This is a genomic window from Oceanobacillus halophilus (genome assembly GCF_003628505.1).
Classification (GTDB): Bacteria; Bacillota; Bacilli; order Bacillales; family Amphibacillaceae; genus Oceanobacillus; species Oceanobacillus halophilus.
In genome coordinates, this window is the sequence record NZ_RBZP01000002.1 from 1 (window position 1) to 17,186 (window position 17,186).

At 36.3% G+C, this 17,186-nt stretch carries 17 protein-coding genes and 1 riboswitch; all 17 genes read right to left on the reverse strand.

Translation table 11 applies throughout. From position 1 onward, the window contains the following. Positions 1-144 precede the first annotated feature (144 nt). Positions 145-1,542 (reverse strand): bifunctional metallophosphatase/5'-nucleotidase, encoded by a 1,398-nt coding sequence (locus D8M06_RS04110; RefSeq protein WP_121203101.1) that lies wholly within the window; start codon positions 1,540-1,542, stop codon positions 145-147. Between the two features lie 81 nt (positions 1,543-1,623). Then, positions 1,624-2,442, reverse strand: a complete 819-nt coding sequence (locus D8M06_RS04115; protein ID WP_121203102.1) for a sulfite exporter TauE/SafE family protein — start codon at positions 2,440-2,442, stop codon at positions 1,624-1,626. 186 nt (positions 2,443-2,628) lie between these two features. Beyond that, complete coding sequence (gene sufB / locus D8M06_RS04120; RefSeq protein WP_121203103.1) at positions 2,629-4,026, reverse strand: Fe-S cluster assembly protein SufB; 1,398 nt, start codon at positions 4,024-4,026, stop codon at positions 2,629-2,631. A 63-nt stretch (positions 4,027-4,089) separates the two neighbouring features. Then, complete coding sequence (sufU, locus tag D8M06_RS04125) at positions 4,090-4,524, reverse strand: Fe-S cluster assembly sulfur transfer protein SufU (protein WP_121203104.1); 435 nt, start codon at positions 4,522-4,524, stop codon at positions 4,090-4,092. Continuing rightward, a complete protein-coding gene (locus D8M06_RS04130; protein WP_121203105.1) occupies positions 4,511-5,734 on the reverse strand; it encodes a cysteine desulfurase in 1,224 nt (407 codons plus the stop codon). Before D8M06_RS04130 ends, sufU begins: the two co-directional genes overlap by 14 nt. Beyond that, a complete protein-coding gene (gene sufD / locus D8M06_RS04135; protein WP_121203106.1) occupies positions 5,734-7,044 on the reverse strand; it encodes a Fe-S cluster assembly protein SufD in 1,311 nt (436 codons plus the stop codon). The genes D8M06_RS04130 and sufD overlap by 1 nt, the downstream gene beginning before the upstream one ends. Before the next feature lie 17 nt (positions 7,045-7,061). After that, positions 7,062-7,847 (reverse strand): Fe-S cluster assembly ATPase SufC, encoded by a 786-nt coding sequence (sufC, locus tag D8M06_RS04140; RefSeq protein WP_121203107.1) that lies wholly within the window; start codon positions 7,845-7,847, stop codon positions 7,062-7,064. A gap of 769 nt (positions 7,848-8,616) precedes the next feature. Further along, complete coding sequence (locus tag D8M06_RS19950) at positions 8,617-8,787, reverse strand: YuzK family famiily protein (RefSeq protein WP_170150258.1); 171 nt, start codon at positions 8,785-8,787, stop codon at positions 8,617-8,619. 186 nt (positions 8,788-8,973) lie between these two features. After that, positions 8,974-9,873, reverse strand: a complete 900-nt coding sequence (locus tag D8M06_RS04145) for a MetQ/NlpA family ABC transporter substrate-binding protein (protein ID WP_121203108.1) — start codon at positions 9,871-9,873, stop codon at positions 8,974-8,976. Between the two features lie 13 nt (positions 9,874-9,886). Then, positions 9,887-10,543: a methionine ABC transporter permease gene (locus tag D8M06_RS04150; protein ID WP_121203109.1), complete on the reverse strand. Its 657-nt coding sequence runs from the start codon at positions 10,541-10,543 to the stop codon at positions 9,887-9,889. Further along, positions 10,533-11,570: a methionine ABC transporter ATP-binding protein gene (locus D8M06_RS04155; RefSeq protein WP_121203110.1), complete on the reverse strand. Its 1,038-nt coding sequence runs from the start codon at positions 11,568-11,570 to the stop codon at positions 10,533-10,535. The genes D8M06_RS04150 and D8M06_RS04155 overlap by 11 nt, the downstream gene beginning before the upstream one ends. Before the next feature lie 125 nt (positions 11,571-11,695). Next, positions 11,696-11,809, reverse strand: a riboswitch (SAM riboswitch). A gap of 203 nt (positions 11,810-12,012) precedes the next feature. Further along, complete coding sequence (locus tag D8M06_RS04160; protein WP_121203111.1) at positions 12,013-12,327, reverse strand: thioredoxin family protein; 315 nt, start codon at positions 12,325-12,327, stop codon at positions 12,013-12,015. A gap of 78 nt (positions 12,328-12,405) precedes the next feature. Continuing rightward, entirely contained in the window at positions 12,406-12,771 is a 366-nt protein-coding gene (locus D8M06_RS04165; protein ID WP_121203112.1) for a toprim domain-containing protein, read from the reverse strand. A 166-nt stretch (positions 12,772-12,937) separates the two neighbouring features. Then, positions 12,938-13,318: a glycine cleavage system protein GcvH gene (gene gcvH / locus D8M06_RS04170; protein ID WP_121203113.1), complete on the reverse strand. Its 381-nt coding sequence runs from the start codon at positions 13,316-13,318 to the stop codon at positions 12,938-12,940. Between the two features lie 153 nt (positions 13,319-13,471). Beyond that, on the reverse strand, positions 13,472-13,828 hold the full coding sequence (locus D8M06_RS04175) for an arsenate reductase family protein (protein ID WP_121203114.1): 357 nt from the start codon (positions 13,826-13,828) through the stop codon (positions 13,472-13,474). 317 nt (positions 13,829-14,145) lie between these two features. Next, positions 14,146-15,930 carry an acyl-CoA dehydrogenase family protein gene (locus tag D8M06_RS04180; protein ID WP_121203115.1) on the reverse strand — a complete coding sequence of 595 codons (1,785 nt, stop codon included), beginning with the start codon at positions 15,928-15,930 and terminating at the stop codon, positions 14,146-14,148. A 68-nt stretch (positions 15,931-15,998) separates the two neighbouring features. After that, the gene (locus D8M06_RS04185) at positions 15,999-17,174 is read right to left on the reverse strand and encodes an acetyl-CoA C-acetyltransferase (RefSeq protein ID WP_121203116.1); all 1,176 of its coding nucleotides are present in this window, start codon (positions 17,172-17,174) and stop codon (positions 15,999-16,001) included. Positions 17,175-17,186 lie beyond the last annotated feature (12 nt).

Below are 17,186 nucleotides of genomic sequence, written 5' to 3' on the forward strand. Positions count from 1 at the left end.
AGGCCGTGCCCGCGGAAAGCGAAGTATTCTGCCGGAGCGAATGACTGCACAAAATAATCATCAGTGTGAGCGAGAACAATACTATTCTGAATTAAAGATGTCAACAGTCTATACAAAATGCGAAACAAACGATTATATTATAGTCTATAGGAAGTTTTTTCGTAATGTTTCTGCCAATAAATCACGGAGAAATTCTGGCAAGATATACTTTTTGCTTTCTGATCTTGCAATTTCCGGCAATAATCTGCCAAACGTAAAAGTGTCTGCAGTTGCTACTTTATATATTTCATTTGCTTCTAACGGCTTTCCATTAGGCAGAGAAACTCTTTTCACAAACTCCTCGCCATTTTTATGATAATCCGTATCTACTTGAATGCCAGAAAAAATCATTCTACCTAATACTTCACCACGGAATCCAAATCCTTTTAATTTTAGTTCCATAAATTCTTTTGTAAAGGATGCACGAATCACTTCCATCAGTTCGCTTCCAGATAAATCCACCGTTACGGGATTGATAGGGTGAGGACATATACGATGGACATCTTGATACGTAATATTACCTGCAGGAAGCTGGTCTAATAGCAATCCTGAATTTAACATTGCTATATCTGTATTCGTAAACCTTCTTAATGTATTCGTTAATTCTTGCATTATTTTTGTATGTTGAAACCATTTTACCTCAATTGGACGATCGGCATGTACAATTGTATAACCCAGACTTCTATCTGCAGCATCTTGCAAGAGTTGTACTGATTGAGCTGTTGCTAAATCTTTCGGGTAATTGGTTATTTCCGTTGCATATGCTTCCTTCTTCACCAATTTTTTTAAAGAATGGTCCCAAGTTAGGATTGCTTCTCCAACGAATGAACAATGTTTTCCAGCTGCTGTAATCAGTGTGTTATTAACTGCTTCACCTGTGCGCAATAAGTGGTGGGTGTGGCCGCCTATAATTAAGTCAATTTCCTTGTACCTTCTTGCAATGGCCTGATCCTCACTAATACCTAAGTGCGATAAAAGGATAATTATGTCCGTTTGCTGTTTTAATATAGAAACATAGTTATCAAGGATTTCAAAAATGGGAGATACGTGCCATTCAAGGAGATGATAGTAATCATTAAATGGTGCAGTCAGTCCAATAAATCCAACTTTCACTCCACTAACAGATGTTGTTTTTACAGATCTTTTCAACCATAAAGGATTCCCATTATCTGTAGTGTCTATATTAGTACATACAACATCAAATTCTGCATCATCATACAAATGGAAAAGATCATCATGAGATAGTGTAATACCTTCATTATTACCAATAGTAGCTATATCATAGTTCAAATCATTCATTAACTGTACATTGGCTTTACCCATAAATGCTTCGGAAATGGGGTGTACACGATCCATATGATCACCAATATCTACTAACCAATACTCCTCTCCACGTGCCTTTCGGGAAGAAATAGAGTCTTTCATAAACCCTGCTACTCTTGGCCATTGGTCAAAGTTACTATGTAAATCATTTGTATAATAAAAGTACAATTTTTCTTGCATTAGTTAGTCATACTCCTTTAAAACTAAGGTTTAAAAACCGTCAGATACATTTGATAGAAAAAAAGCTTTCTTTTTAACCTACTAAGAGATGCCCTGAAATACCATTCGTAAGCCAATAAATATCAGTAATATTCTCAATATCCATTCCACTGATTTACTAGGAAGTAATTGATTTACTTTTGCACCCAATACTCCACCAAGTAAAGCACCAGGAATAAAAAAGAAAACATATTCCCAAGCAATATGCCCTAATATCACATGTGTACCTGCGCCAAATATACTTACAAAGAAAATCATAAACATGGATGTAGCAGTTGCAATGTGAGCGGGAATTCCAAATAATAACATCATGGCAGGAACCATAATCGAACCCCCGCCAATACCAAATAATCCAGACAGAATTCCAACAATAAAGGAAAGAATAAAAGCGGGAACAAATGTTACTCGGTATTGAAATGTCTCACCATATAACGAACCGGTACGGACACCGCTAGAATCAGGATCTATAGTTCTTTTAAATTTATCTTTTTTTATAAAAAATAATAAAGAGATTATAACCATTAAAATACCAAAATATATTAAAAAGGCCTGTGCATTAATATATTCATTTAACCATGATCCGATGATTCCACCAGGTAAACTTCCTGATAGAAAAAGTAAACCTGTCTTGTAATCAACTCGTTTTGCTCTAAGGTAGGACAAAGTCGATGCTAATCCTGTGAAAATCATGGTGATTAATGAAATTCCTACGATGGTTTGTGGATTTGCCCATGCAAAGGATGGAGAAATACTATACATAAAAAATAAACTAGGGACAAGAATGATTCCTCCACCTAATCCAGCTATAGATCCAATAAAGGCCGTCAACATCCCTATTACTAAACATATTATAAAAACCATTGTATTAACCTTCCATCTCTATGAATTCCAAATTTAATTTTAGCATTAATTGGAAAGGATTCCTAATTTATCGGGTTACAAATTAGTTAGGATTTGTAAATGTTAATCCTATTTTATCAGAACACCATCATTCGATTCTAAAAAATCCCAATTCAGCCCTTAAGCCGAATTGGGATTTTATGAATATTATCCAATTGAACCTTCCATTTCAAACTTAATTAGACGGTTCATTTCAACTGCATATTCCATTGGAAGTTCTTTTGTAAATGGTTCTATAAAGCCCATTACAATCATTTCTGTCGCTTCTTCTTCTGTTAAACCTCTACTCATTAGGTAGAATAATTGTTCTTCTGATACTTTGGAAACTTTCGCTTCATGCTCTAATGAAATATTGTCATTGTAAATTTCATTATAAGGAATGGTATCAGATTTTGACTCGTTATCCAGAATTAATGTATCACATTCGATATTTGCACGTGCTCCGTCTGCTTTACGTCCAAAGTGTACTAACCCACGGTAAGTAACGTTACCACCTTGTTTAGAGAATGATTTTGATACGATAGTAGAAGAAGTATTAGGTGCTAAATGATGCATTTTTGCACCAGCGTCTTGTACTTGACCTTTACCAGCAATAGCAATAGAAATAGTATTACCACGTGCACCTTCACCTCTTAGGTGAATAGAAGGATACTTCATTGTCAGCTTAGAACCAATGTTACCATCAATCCATTCCATGGTTGCATTAGCATCACAAGTTGCACGTTTTGTAACTAGGTTATAGACATTATTTGCCCAGTTCTGAATCGTAGTATAACGGCAGTAACCGTCTTTCTTAACAATGATTTCTACAACCGCACTATGCAAGGAATTAGTTGTATAAACTGGTGCTGTACATCCTTCCACATAGTGTACGGAAGCACCCTCATCAACAATAATTAATGTTCGTTCAAACTGTCCCATGTTCTCGGAATTGATACGGAAATACGCTTGCAATGGTGTGGTTGCTTTTACACCTTTAGGAACATAAATGAAAGATCCACCAGACCATACAGCTGAGTTCAATGCTGAGAACTTATTGTCGGAATAAGGAACTACCTTACCAAAATACTCTTTGAAAAGTTCTTCATGTTCTTTTAATGCTGTATCCGTATCTTTGAAAATGATTCCTAGTTCCTCTAAGTCTTCTTTCAGGCTGTGGTAAACTACTTCAGATTCGTATTGAGCGGATACACCAGCTAAATATTTTTGTTCTGCTTCTGGAATTCCTAATTTATCAAATGTTTGTTTGATTTCATCTGGTACTTCATCCCAGGTTCTTCCTTGTTTTTCGGATGGTTTTACATAATAAACAATTTCATCAAAATCCAATCCAGTTAGATCTCCACCCCATTGTGGCATTGGACGCTCATAGAAGTGCTCTAATGCTTTTAGACGATAGTCTAACATCCACTGAGGTTCTTCTTTCATTTTTGAGATTTCTTCCACAACTTTACGAGTCAATCCTCGCTCCGTACGGAAAACAGATACGTCTTTGTCACGGAACCCATATTGATACTCTTCTATTTCAGGTACTTTCTTAGACAATTATAAAACCTCCTTTAGGTACTGACAACAGATCAAGAATACTCTATTCTTTAATCTTCTATCCTAATCTTCCTCTTTTACGCCTTTTTCCATTGCTTTCCAGGCTAGTGTAGCGCACTTTATTCTTGCTGGGAATTTAGAGACACCTTGCAATGCTTCAATATCCCCTAAATCTAAATCGCTATCTAAATCTTTCCCTAACATCATGTCAGAAAATACTTCAGACATTTTTAAGGCATCATTTATATTTTTCCCTTTAACCGCTTGCGTCATCATGGATGCAGAAGACATGCTAATGGAGCATCCTTCTCCTTCAAATTTTGCATCTATTACAGTTCCGTCTTCTACTTTTAACTGTAGTCTAATACGATCCCCACAAGTAGGGTTATTCATATCAACGGAAACGGCATCACCATCCACAATCCCACGATTTCTAGGGTTCTTATAATGATCCATTATCACTTGTCGGTATAGTGTATCAAGATTATTCAAAGACATTCCCGAAATACTCCTTTGTTTTTAAGAGTCCGTCTACCAAGGCGTCAATATCTTCGACTGAATTATACAAATAAAAGCTTGCACGAGCAGTTGCAGCAACATTTAGCCATTTCATTAATGGTTGTGCACAATGATGCCCTGCGCGGACAGCAATTCCTTCTGAGTCAAGAACGGTAGCTGTGTCATGTGGATGCACATCATCTAAATTAAATGTTACAAGAGCACCACGTTCATTTGGACCATAAATGGAAATATTTTCGATTGTATTTAATTTCTCCATTGCATAATTTGCTAAGCGTTTATCGTGTTCATAAATGTTATTCATGCCAATATCACTTAGAAAATCAACCGCAGCTCCCAATCCAATTGCTCCAGCTATAATTGGGGTCCCACCTTCAAACTTCCAAGGTAGTTCTTTCCATGTAGAGTCATACAGGTTAACAAAATCAATCATTTCTCCACCAAATTCAACTGGTTCAGTTTCTTCTAGCAGTTCCTTTTTTCCATATAGTACGCCAATGCCAGTGGGAGCTCCCATTTTGTGACCGGAAAATGCATAAAAGTCACAATCCAATTCAACTACATCTACTTTCATATGTGGTACGCTTTGTGCCCCGTCTACCACAATAATTCCACCATTGTCATGGGTAATGTCTGCAATTTCTTTAATAGGATTAATCGTTCCAAGTACATTGGAAACGTGTGTGATTGCTACAATTTTTGTATTTTCTGTCACTGTATTACGAACATCTTCTAATGTAATCGTTCCATCATCCTGTAAGGGGATGTATTTTAAAGTTGCTCCAGTTGCAGCAGCAGCTTGCTGCCATGGAATAATATTACTATGGTGCTCCATCGGTGTAATCACAATTTCATCACCAGGTTGTAATTTCTGACGTGCATAACCATAAGCTACATAATTTATAGAAGTCGTTGTACCTCTTGTAAAGATAACCTGAGCAGTGCTTTCTGCGTTAATAAAAGCGCGTACTTTCTCACGAGCACCTTCATATTTATCAGTTGCTCTTGTTCCTAGTGTATGAACCCCACGATGCACATTAGAATTATCCATTCGATAATACTCATCCACTGCCTCTATAACGGGCAGTGGTTTTTGTGAAGTTGCTGAGGAGTCAAGGTATACAAGTGGATTTCCATTCACTTCCTGATTAAGAATCGGAAACATTTCACGAATGGCTTTGATATCCATTAGTATACTTTCCTTTCAATTACTTGAGTCAATTGTTTCTTCACTGACTCAATTGGAAGTTCATTAACAACGGGTGCTAAGAAACCATGAATGACTAAGCGTTCTGCATCTTCTTTAGCTAAGCCACGACTCATTAAGTAATACATTTGAATTGGGTCCACTCGGCCAACTGATGCTGCGTGACCTGCAGTAACATCATCTTCTTCAATTAAAAGAATTGGGTTAGCATCTCCACGAGCTTTCGGGCTAAGCATTAACACACGAGACTCCTGTTCAGAATTTGCTTTTGTTCCACCATGTTCAATCTTACCAATAGCATTAAAGATTGTAGTTGCACTATCTTTCATTACACCACGCTGTAAAATAAAGCCATCTGTTGCTTTACCATGCTGAACAATATTTGCTGTGAAGTTTTGAATCTGTTTTCCGCGACCAACCGATACAGCATTAGCCTTAGAAGTAGCGCCGTTCCCTATTAGATGAGTAATATTTTCAGAAACGGTATTTCCATCATTCATTTGACCTAACGCCCAGTCAATAGTTGCGTCATTGTAAGCAACGCCTCTACGGTTTACATAAGAGGTTGTTCCTGCTGCAAGATTGTCTACAGCACCAAAGGAAATTTTTGCCCCATCATGTGCAATTACTTCTTCAACAATGTTAGCAACTGTTTCTTGATCATCATTGTTCGAAATATAGTTTTCTACGAATGTTACTTTACTATTTTCATCAGCAACTACGATAACATGATTAAATAGTGCTGTTTCAGGATTTTCCTGCCAGAATACAACTTGCAGCGGGTCCTCAATTTCTACATTTTTCGGTACGTAGATAAATGCACCACTGTTTAATAAAGCTGCGTGCAATGCTGTTAACTTATTTTGATCAATAGAAACTGCTTCTTTCATAAAGTACTTTTCCACTAAATCACTATGCTCTTTTAATGCTGTAAATATATCAGTAAAAATAACACCTTTATCTTTTAAATCATCACTTAGTGTTGCATAAGCAACAGAATGATTACGTTGAATAAGCAAGTTTTGTGGAACATTTTCTTGATCAAAATAGTCTTGCAAGATTTCAGGCAAGTCTTTAATTGATTCTATCGATTTACCTTCTGTGTATTCATGCTTAAAATTACTAAAATTCCATCTTGTAATTTTCGTTTTATCAGGCTTCGGCATTTCAAGCTCTTCTGCTTGTTCCAATGCCTGTAGTCGTAAAGTCTTCATCCACTCTGGTTCATTTCTGCTGGTTGAAAACTGTTCGATATATTCTTTATTATATGGAAGCTTTGTTTCAACAGTCATATTACTCCTCCTAACCATTACGCGTTTTGTTCTACAGTTTCGTCTTCAATTCCTAGTTCTTCTTTAATCCAGTCATAACCTTCTGCTTCAAGACGTTTTGCAAGTTCTGGTCCACCTGATTTAACAACACGTCCACGCATCATTACATGTACATAGTCAGGTGTAATGTAGTTAAGTAAACGTTGGTAGTGAGTAATAATTAAGCATCCGAAGTTTTCATTACGCATTTTGTTGATTCCTTTTGATACTACTTTTAATGCATCAATGTCAAGACCGGAGTCAATTTCATCCAGGATTGCAATTTCTGGTTTTAATTGCATCAATTGAAGAATTTCATTACGTTTCTTCTCCCCGCCTGAAAATCCTTCGTTTAAGTATCTTGTTGCCATATTTTTATCAATTTCAAGGTAATCTAAGTCTTCGTCCAATCCCTTGATGAATTTCATCAATGAAACTTCATTTCCTTCTCCGCGGCGCGCATTGATTGCTGAACGTAAAAAGTCAGAAGTAGTTACCCCACTGATTTCACTAGGATATTGCATAGCTAAGAAAAGACCTGCACGTGCGCGTTCATCTACTTCCATTTCCAACACATCTTCGCCATCAAGGGTAATTGTTCCATCTGTAATTTCATAACTAGGATGACCCATGATTGCAGAAGCAAGTGTTGATTTACCTGTTCCATTTGGTCCCATGATTGCGTGGAATTCTCCACCTTTTATCGTAAGGTCTACACCTTTTAATATCTCTTTACCCTCAATTTCTACATGAAGATTCTTAATTTCTAACACTGATCCTGCCATAACTATACCTCCAAAGACTGATATTTTTGTTTCTATTATGATGAAATGAATGATACATTCATTCTCAATCTATTCTCATTACAATCTTAAAGCATTTCCAATTAATAATCAACTTATTAACTATCAACCTGAGTAATAGAAAAACAACATTTAGATTCTATTTTAGACTCTTTTTAGTAAATGTTCAAAAAAATGCATTCTTTACTACTTTTTGCACTATCAGTATAGTATCTCCTAACTATAATTGCCAAAACCATATGTATATATAAATAAAAGATTAAAAATCTTTTATTTTGTACTGGCTCCTAAATTTAGGGACCTAATCTTAATTCTTGTTACTTTATAACTGCATACTTGATACAAAGTGCTGATTTATTTAATTAAAGAATAAATGTGAAATAAGGTGCGTTGTTGATTTCCGCTCCGGGCAGTCGCTTTCCGCGGGCGGCTGATGAGACTGCGTAGTGAGGGAACTAATTGAATATTCTTCCTCGTTCCCTTGCGCCGAGAAAGCCCGCTTCGAAGGATTACTGGAAGACGCAGGCGCACACGCTTTTCAGCACGGAGAAGGCTCACCAGCTCCTCGCGGAAAGCGGAGTGTATTTCCGTAGCGGATAATAAGCACCATTCTGAATGAAAGATATCAACAGTCTATACAAATTACGTAAAGATCACATTGGAAAAGCGTTCTTAATTTATATTTGACTTCTTAGCCGTTTACGTGTAAAAAATGCTGGTATTTTGTGAATACCAGCATTTTTTCACCTACTTATTTATGCATTTGAGAGGTTGCCTCAGCTACAACTTTTTTGCTTATCTCATAGTCTCTTTCACGTTTCTGTTCCACTTTCATACGATTGGAAAATTTGCGCTCATATTCCGCAAAATTCATCCCATGTGATTGTTCCATAGCCTTTTCCATTTCAGGAGTATACTTCATGATTTTACCTAATCATCCCTTTCAAAATGTCTAATCCTATATTATCACTTGAAAAAGTATAAGACAAAGCAAAATTCGAATTATCTAACAGGTTAAATGTAGGTATATTCAATTATGAAGCATACAAAAGGGTATATACTTATTTATGTTAAAAAATACTAGCAAATACTGCGGATTACTCTTTATTTAATTACTTCCTCCAACTGGAACTACTGCACCTTCGTAATTTTCAAGGATGAAATTTTGAATTTCTTCAGATTGAAGTACTTCTACAAGTTTAGTGATAGCTTCATTCTCTATGTCTGCGGAACGAACTGCAATAACATTAACATACTCTGAATCTTCATCTTCAATAAATAATGCATCCTCTAACGGGCTTAACCCTGCTTCAATCGCATAATTGGTATTAATGGCAACTAAAGCATCTTCTTCGCTTTGATACATTTCAGGCAATAGTGCCGGATCAACATCTGGTGAAAATGTTAAATCAAGTGGGTTTTCAGCAATATCATCAATAGTTGCAGCTGATTTATCTACTGATTCATCTAATGTAATTAATCCTTGTGTTTCAAATAAAGCCAAGATACGTCCATGGTCAGAAATGGAACGACTAATAATTACTTCCATCCCCTCTTCAATATCATCTACACTTGCTACATTTTGAGAATATACACCCATAGGCTCTACGTGAATCCCGTCAATATAATCTAATTCATAGCCTGTATCAGCAATGGTTTGTTTCAAGTATGGGATATGCTGAAAATAATTTGCATCAAGGGTACCATTTTCTAAATCATCATTCGGCAACACATAGTCTTGATATTCTTCGATGTTAATAGAAATTCCTTCATCTTCTAAAAGAGGCTGCGCTTCCTGTAAGATTTCTGCATGAGGTGTACTGGAAGCACCAATTGTAAGCTCAATGTTTTCCTCTGTAGCTTCTGTTTCATCTGCAGATTCTTCACTTTCTGCTGTTGTGTCGTCAGTAGCATTTTCATTGGATGTATCTTCTTCATTTCCCCCGCCACAAGCTGCCAGAAATGCAGTTAATAATAATACGGTTAATAATGCTAATAATTTTTTCATCATGTCTTCTCCTTTATCTTTTATCTATTTTATTGGAAGTTAAGTCTCCAATGAACTGAATAATAAAAACAATAACTAGAATTAGGATGGTACAAAGTAATACAACATCAAATTGACGACGCTGAAATCCATAGAAATAAGCAAAATCTCCTAAACCACCTGCACCTATTACTCCTGCCATTGCCGTAAAACCTATTAAAGCAATCGCTGTAACTGTTAACCCCGAAATTAATGCTGGCATGGATTCAGGTAATAGTACTTTAAAAATAATCGTTCTTGTTTTTGCTCCCATTGAATGAGCTGCTTCTACCACGCCTTTGTCAACTTCACGAAAAGCTATTTCAGCTAATCTTCCATAAAATGGTGCAGAACCGATAATTAATGCCGGTAATGCTGCTGTAGGTCCTCTAACGGTACCAATAATAAAATCAGTAAATGGGAATAACAACAATATTAATATAATGAAGGGAATTGCACGAAACACATTAACAATACTAGCGACCACAGCATTTGCAGTTTTACTTTCCCAAATTCCATCTTTAGAAGTGAGGTACAGTAGTAATCCTAATAACACTCCTAAAATTGCAGTACCTATCAACGCAATGATGGTCATATATAATGTTTCATACGTAGCTGTCCATATATCATCAAATTTTATATTACTTAGCATCCTTGATAACCTCCACTTCTACCGAGGTTTCTTTTTGGATAAATTGAATAGCCTTCTCTATCTCGCTCGAGTCACCAGAGAACTGAATAACTAATGTTCCATAACCACCTGCTTGTGTTTGTGTTATTTTCCCTTGCAGAATATTAATATCTACAGGAAAGTTTTTTGCTAATTGACTGATTAATGTTTGATTGGTTGTTTCGCCTAAAAAATGCAGTCGAATAAGTTTTCCTTTTTTAAAATTCTCAATCAAGTAATACAATTCTTCTGACTGATCATGTTCATCCGAACCCATTACTTGTGCTACGAATTTTTTCGTAACTTTCTCTTTCGGATGTGTAAAAACCTCCAAAACGTCACCTTGCTCTACAATTTTCCCTTGTTCCATAACGGCAACCCTATGACAGATTTTTCGAATGACGTGCATCTCATGAGTAATAAGAATGATTGTAAGCCCCAAGTTTTGATTTATATCTACTAATAAATCCAATATGGCATTGGTTGTTTCTGGATCTAGTGCGGATGTTGCCTCATCGCAAAGTAAAACTTTCGGGTTATTTGCTAGCGCACGTGCAATACCAACACGTTGCTTTTGACCCCCACTTAATTGGGAGGGATATGCTTTTTCTCTTCCTGATAATCCTACTAACCGGATTAGTTCTTGAACTCGATTCACCCGTTCGGCTTTCGGTACACCAGCTATTTCTAACGGAAATGCAATATTATCCTCAACCGTCCGAGACCATAGCAAGTTAAAGTGCTGAAAAATCATTCCAATATCCTGTCTTGCCGTACGAAGCTCATTTGCTTTTAATGCCGTTATTTCCTGTTTATCGATAACAACATTCCCTGAAGATGGTTCTTCTAGACGATTTAGCAATCGAATAAAGGTACTTTTTCCTGCACCACTATAACCAATCACTCCAAAAATTTCGCCTTCTTTAATATCAAGGGTCAAATCATCAACTGCTGTTAATTCCTTATTTTCTGATGTAAAGACCTTCCGCAAACCCTTAATCGAAATCAAAACGATTCCTCCTTATTTACTACAACAACAAACAGACATTGCTTTTTTAGTATGTAACATATAGCAAAATAAAAACGTCTTTCTGTAAGAGAACAGAAAGACGTAAGATAGCAAAGTCATCCGTTCTCTTATCTTCCAAAGCCAATGCTTTGCAGGAATTAGCACCTTTTTCAAACAAGTATGTTTGAAGGTTGCCGCGGTTTCTCAGGGCCTTGTCCCTCCCCCGCTCTTGATAAGAGAAAAATTATTATTCATAGATTGTATGCTGATAATAATAGCATAATAGATTTCGTATTGTCAACAAAAGCCGAATAATGAAATAATATATTCTTTTGTTAAGAAATTTATACTTCGCTTTCCGCGTGCTGACACACTGCTATAAAAAGAAAGAATCTAATAAAGAGAGTAAAAATAAAAACCGGCTAGATTCGCCGATTTCAGTTTAACTTTTTACAAAAAGTTCAGGTTTATATTCCATCAAATAAGAATAGATATTAGCGATTGATTTAAACGCATAAACCTTTTCCTTTATTTCATTATTCTCTTTAATTAATAAACATGGAACACTCTCAATTTTATTATCCTGCATAAAATCAGGATAGTAGGATGCATTCATTTCATAAAAAACATCCATTTGATGAACAGATTCAATTTTTTCAAGCATGGTTCTTGCCAATCCACAAGTACCACAAAATGGGGTATAAATATATAGTATATATCTTTCTTGATTTAAAATATCTTCTGTAATTTCTTGCAAAAATACCACCCTAAATGTTTAACTTTTTTATGTTGTGGGTAAATGTACTGTACTACAAAACCCACTCTCATTAAACCATTATACATCTTTTAATAGAAAGTTGGGATTTACTGAGAAATGTTTGCCTACTAATGCTGTTGCAAGTATATGCTCAGGAGTTGTTGCAACTTCTCGATATTCACTGCTGACGTAGATGTGATCAGCATGCGGAAGTTCACGAGCTAATTGTTTTCTTAACTTCACTCCTGAATGATCCTCATCAACTAATATAAAAACATCCCTATCATCTAAATGATACATTTCCAACATCTCATCGAAACGCTCCACACCTAGTGTACCGTTCGTGCAGACAATCGTTACATCGTCATTGATAACTTTTTGAACTTGACGTTTATCAGTCAACCCTTCTACTATGATTATTTTCTCTGACTCAGTCGTTATCATCACACAGCACTCCTTATGTAAGCAAACAAGATGCTTAATTTTTGTACTTATTCAGTTTAATTCAGTATATGATAAAGCAATGGCTAACTATACACTTTTTTCGATAAATGTTAGTTAGCCCATGGATGTTTTTATAAATTTTGTCAGATTACGTTTTATTTAATAATTATTCTTCTGTTAAATCCTTGTATTCTTGCGCTTTTAATAGGTTATCCAGTTCTGATTCGTCAGAGATTTCGACTACAACCATCCATGCTTTTTCATATGGTGACTCGTTGACAAATTCTGGACTATCTTCCAATTCTTCATTAATTTCTACAATCGTACCACTAACAGGTGCATATAGTTCAGATACTGTTTTCACAGACTCCACACTTCCAAATGGCTCATCTACAGTAATCTCATCCCCAGCTTCAGGAAGTTCAACAAAAACAATATCTCCAAGTTCATCCTGAGCAAAGTCTGTAATTCCAATTCGAACTTTATTTCCTTCTTTTTTTACCCATTCATGTTCTTTAGAATATAATAAATCTTCTGGTAAACTCACTTTAAATCCCTCCATTATATCATTCACTTTTACTATACCTTGTCATATAGTATTTTTCTAGTTATAAACTTGCTACACCTGAAGTTCCTGTCTAAGTTTCTTTGTTTTAACTCAAAAATAAGTTAGCGCTATTTCTCACACAAGAACGATACATTACAACCAAACTTCTGCAAACGTTTCTTCTTTAAATCCTACTGTAACTTTTTCTCCATCTGTAACAATTGGTCGTTTAATAAGCATACCGTCCGAAGCTAAAATTTCTGCCATCTCTTCTACAGATGCATCTTTTATCTTCTCTTTTATATTTAATTCTCTGTACTTCTTCCCACTTGTGTTGAAAAATTTCTTCGCAGGTAAGCCACTTCTTTCAATGAAATCCAAAAATTCTTCCTTTGATGGAGGTTCCTCCACTATATGTACTGCATTGTAGTCAATCTTATTTTCATCCATCCACTTTTTGGCTTTTTTGCAAGTCCCACAATTAGGATACCAATAAAATGTTAATGACATGATTTACCCCCTCACATTACTTTTCAATCATCTTATCATGTTTTGTTTTGAAGATACACTAAGACATCCGTTTGCATTTAGTTAATTGGAGAAAAAACTTCCAGTTCATATAGATATGCGCCAAAACAATTATAAACGATTCTAATAAAATATACTCTCTATCATCCCTTACACTACTCTGAAATAAATAAATCAACAATCTTACAATCTTTTAGAAAATAGCCTTTAGAAAAGTGTCTTTATCATTGGTTGATTAAAATAATCCACCCTCTTTGAAAACAAAGAGGGTGGATTTGCTTCTATCTTAAGGTGTTTTTTTATAGTACGTATTGTTCTTCTTCAATAATTGCAGCAGCAATCTCACGCTTCTTAGCAATGACATTGATTGGTGTATGACGAGTTAGTTTGCGTAAAGATGATAACATCATACGAAGATTGTCGCCTTCTTCCACTGCAATAAGTGTTTCTTTTGCATCAACTTCCATACGATTAAATGCTTCTTGCACGTAAACTTGGGTATATAGAAGTTTTTGTTTATTTGCTTCTTCACCGGATTTGTTGATCGCTTTTTCCGTACGAAGAATAGCTGATTCCATATTATAAACTTCAGCCACCATGTCTGCTAAATTTACAAGTATTTCTTGTTCCCTTTCAATCTTCTGCATATATTTTTGCGCAGCTATTCCAGCAGCAAATAATACCAGTTTTTTCGCATTTCTAAGCAGATATTTTTCTTGTTCCAACGTACCTGTGCCAACTTCTTCTGGCATCTTCATTACTAGCTCTTCCTGTAAAGCCTGAGCTTGTTGCAATAATGGCAGCTCACCTTTCATTGCTTTTTTCAGAAGAGTACCCGGTACAAGCAGGCGATTAATTTCATTTGTTCCTTCAAAAATACGATTAATCCGTGAATCACGATACATACGCTCTACTTCATATTCCTGAATAAACCCATTTCCACCATGCATTTGAACAGCTTCATCCACGACATAATCCAATACTTCCGTTGCAGTGTATTTGTTCATCGAGCACTCAATTTGATATTCTGCGATTGCCGCAGCAACTTCACGACCATCTTTTAATTGCTCGTCTGTAAGAGAACCCATTCTTTGTTCAAACAAGCCAACTGTACGGTATACTGCACTCTCATTAGCATAAGTTCTCGCAGCCATCGTCGCCAATTTTTCTTGCGTTAATGAAAAACTAGAAATTTTTGTATTAAACTGTTTACGTTCGTTTACATATTCAGCTGCAACTTCTAAAGCAGCTTTAGCACCACCGACTCCGCCAATTGCTAATTTATATCGGCCAACGTTAAGGATATTAAAAGCAATTTTATGTCCCTTTCCTTTTTCACCTAATAAATTCTCAACTGGAACTTCTGCATCATTAAGAATTAAAGTACGTGTAGAGGAACTCTTAATTCCCATTTTCTTTTCCTCTGCCCCAGTAGATACACCAGGAAAATCACTTTCTACTATAAATGTGGAGAAATGCTCACCATCAATTTTCGCATAGACAACAAATACATCTGCAAATGCTGAGTTCGTAATAAATTGTTTTTCACCGTTTAATATATAATGTGTTCCAGCATCATTAAGGACAGCTGTTGTTTTGGCTCCTAAAGCATCAGAACCCGAAGTTGCTTCCGTCAAAGCATATGCTGCAATCAATTCACCTGTTGCAAGCTTTGGAAGGTATTTTGCTTTCTGTTCATCGTTACCAAAAAACACAATTGGAAGGGACCCAATACCTACATGAGCACCATGAGTAATCGAAAATCCGCCAGCGCGAGAAAATTCTTCTGTGATTAAAGCAGAACTTGTTTTGTCTAACCCCAAGCCACCGTACTCTTCTGGAACATCGGCACCTAGAAGACCTAATTCTCCAGCTTTTTTAAGAAGTTCTACTGATATATCAAAATTCTGCTCTTCTAACTCATCTAGGTTTGGTCTTACTTCTTTATCAATAAATTCCTCGGTAGTCTTGGCAATCATTTTTTGCTCATCTGTAAAATCCTCTGGTGTTATGATATCGTCACTCGTTAAATCTTCAGTCAAAAATGCTCCACCTTTAAATAGCTTTTCCTTTGTTTCACTCATCTGTATCATCCTTTCTAGGAATTATAGTTTTATAGATATTAATTATTAGATCTAAATGACAGAAGTATTTATAGCAGTTCGAATACTCCTGCAGCTCCCATTCCTCCGCCAATGCACATCGTAACTACACCAAACTGAACATTCTTTAGTTTCATTTCATGCATAAGGCTTAGTGTTAATTTAGTACCCGTACAGCCGAGTGGGTGACCTAGGGCAATTGCTCCACCATTTACATTCACTTTATCTATGTCTAAATCTAATGCCTGCACAACACGTACTGCTTGAGCAGCAAATGCTTCGTTTAATTCAAACAATCCGATATCAGATAATTCTAATCCAGCAATTTGCAGTGCTTTTGGAATAGCAGCTATTGGACCTACTCCCATTATTTCAGGCTCCACTCCTGCTACAGCAAAAGAACGGAATTTCAGGATTGGTGCCAATCCTTCTGCTTCTGCTTTTTCTCGATCCATCAACAAGACAGATGCAGCCCCATCACTCATTTGTGAAGAGTTTCCTGCGGTTACAGAACCATTCATATTAAATGCTGGTCGTAGCTTAGCTAATACTTCAGTATTTGTGCCGACACGTACTCCCTCATCCATTTCAAAAGTCGAATGTTTCTCTTCCACCTTATTGTTCTTGCCTATAACCCGTTCGGTTACTTCTACAGGTACAATTTCGTCATTAAATTTCCCGTCTTGAATTGCCTTCGCCGCTTTTTCATGACTTCTGGCAGCGAATTCGTCCTGCTCAGTTCGGGATATATTAAAACGACTTGCTACTTCTTCAGCTGTGTGCCCCATACTCATGTAATAGCCTGGAGCATTATGGACAAGCTTAGCATTAGGCTTAATCACATGCCCGCCCATTGGTATTAGACTCATAGATTCTGCTCCACCTGCTATCATTGTGTCACTGGCTCCGACCATAATACGCTCCGCTGCATATGCAATTGATTGTAACCCCGAGGAACAATAACGATTTATCGTTACTCCAGGCACATCATGCTTTAATCCTGCTAACCCTGCAATATTACGTGCCATATTCATACCTTGTTCTGCTTCTGGCATTGCACATCCTATAATCACATCATCAATATTCCCGTCATAATTATCTGCACGTTTCAACGTTTCTTTAATAGTTAGTGCAGCTAAATCATCTGGCCTTGTATTCGCTAAAGAACCTTTAAATGCTCTTCCTACAGGTGTTCTTGCCCCTGAAACAATAACTGCTTCTTTCATAATGCCTCCCCC

What these genes read in the sequence shown, in the direction of transcription:
- D8M06_RS04110 (WP_121203101.1), bottom strand. Translation starts at nt 1,542, where the DNA reads ATGCAAGAAAAATTGTACTTTTATTATACAAATGATTTACATAGTAAC.
- D8M06_RS04115 (WP_121203102.1), bottom strand. Translation starts at nt 2,442, where the DNA reads ATGGTTTTTATAATATGTTTAGTAATAGGGATGTTGACGGCCTTTATT.
- sufU (WP_121203104.1), bottom strand. Translation starts at nt 4,524, where the DNA reads ATGTCTTTGAATAATCTTGATACACTATACCGACAAGTGATAATGGAT.
- D8M06_RS04130 (WP_121203105.1), bottom strand. Translation starts at nt 5,734, where the DNA reads ATGGATATCAAAGCCATTCGTGAAATGTTTCCGATTCTTAATCAGGAA.
- sufD (WP_121203106.1), bottom strand. Translation starts at nt 7,044, where the DNA reads ATGACTGTTGAAACAAAGCTTCCATATAATAAAGAATATATCGAACAG.
- sufC (WP_121203107.1), bottom strand. Translation starts at nt 7,847, where the DNA reads ATGGCAGGATCAGTGTTAGAAATTAAGAATCTTCATGTAGAAATTGAG.
- D8M06_RS19950 (WP_170150258.1), bottom strand. Translation starts at nt 8,787, where the DNA reads ATGAAGTATACTCCTGAAATGGAAAAGGCTATGGAACAATCACATGGG.
- D8M06_RS04145 (WP_121203108.1), bottom strand. Translation starts at nt 9,873, where the DNA reads ATGAAAAAATTATTAGCATTATTAACCGTATTATTATTAACTGCATTT.
- D8M06_RS04150 (WP_121203109.1), bottom strand. Translation starts at nt 10,543, where the DNA reads ATGCTAAGTAATATAAAATTTGATGATATATGGACAGCTACGTATGAA.
- D8M06_RS04165 (WP_121203112.1), bottom strand. Translation starts at nt 12,771, where the DNA reads ATGATAACGACTGAGTCAGAGAAAATAATCATAGTAGAAGGGTTGACT.
- D8M06_RS04175 (WP_121203114.1), bottom strand. Translation starts at nt 13,828, where the DNA reads ATGTCATTAACATTTTATTGGTATCCTAATTGTGGGACTTGCAAAAAA.
- D8M06_RS04180 (WP_121203115.1), bottom strand. Translation starts at nt 15,930, where the DNA reads ATGAGTGAAACAAAGGAAAAGCTATTTAAAGGTGGAGCATTTTTGACT.
- D8M06_RS04185 (WP_121203116.1), bottom strand. Translation starts at nt 17,174, where the DNA reads ATGAAAGAAGCAGTTATTGTTTCAGGGGCAAGAACACCTGTAGGAAGA.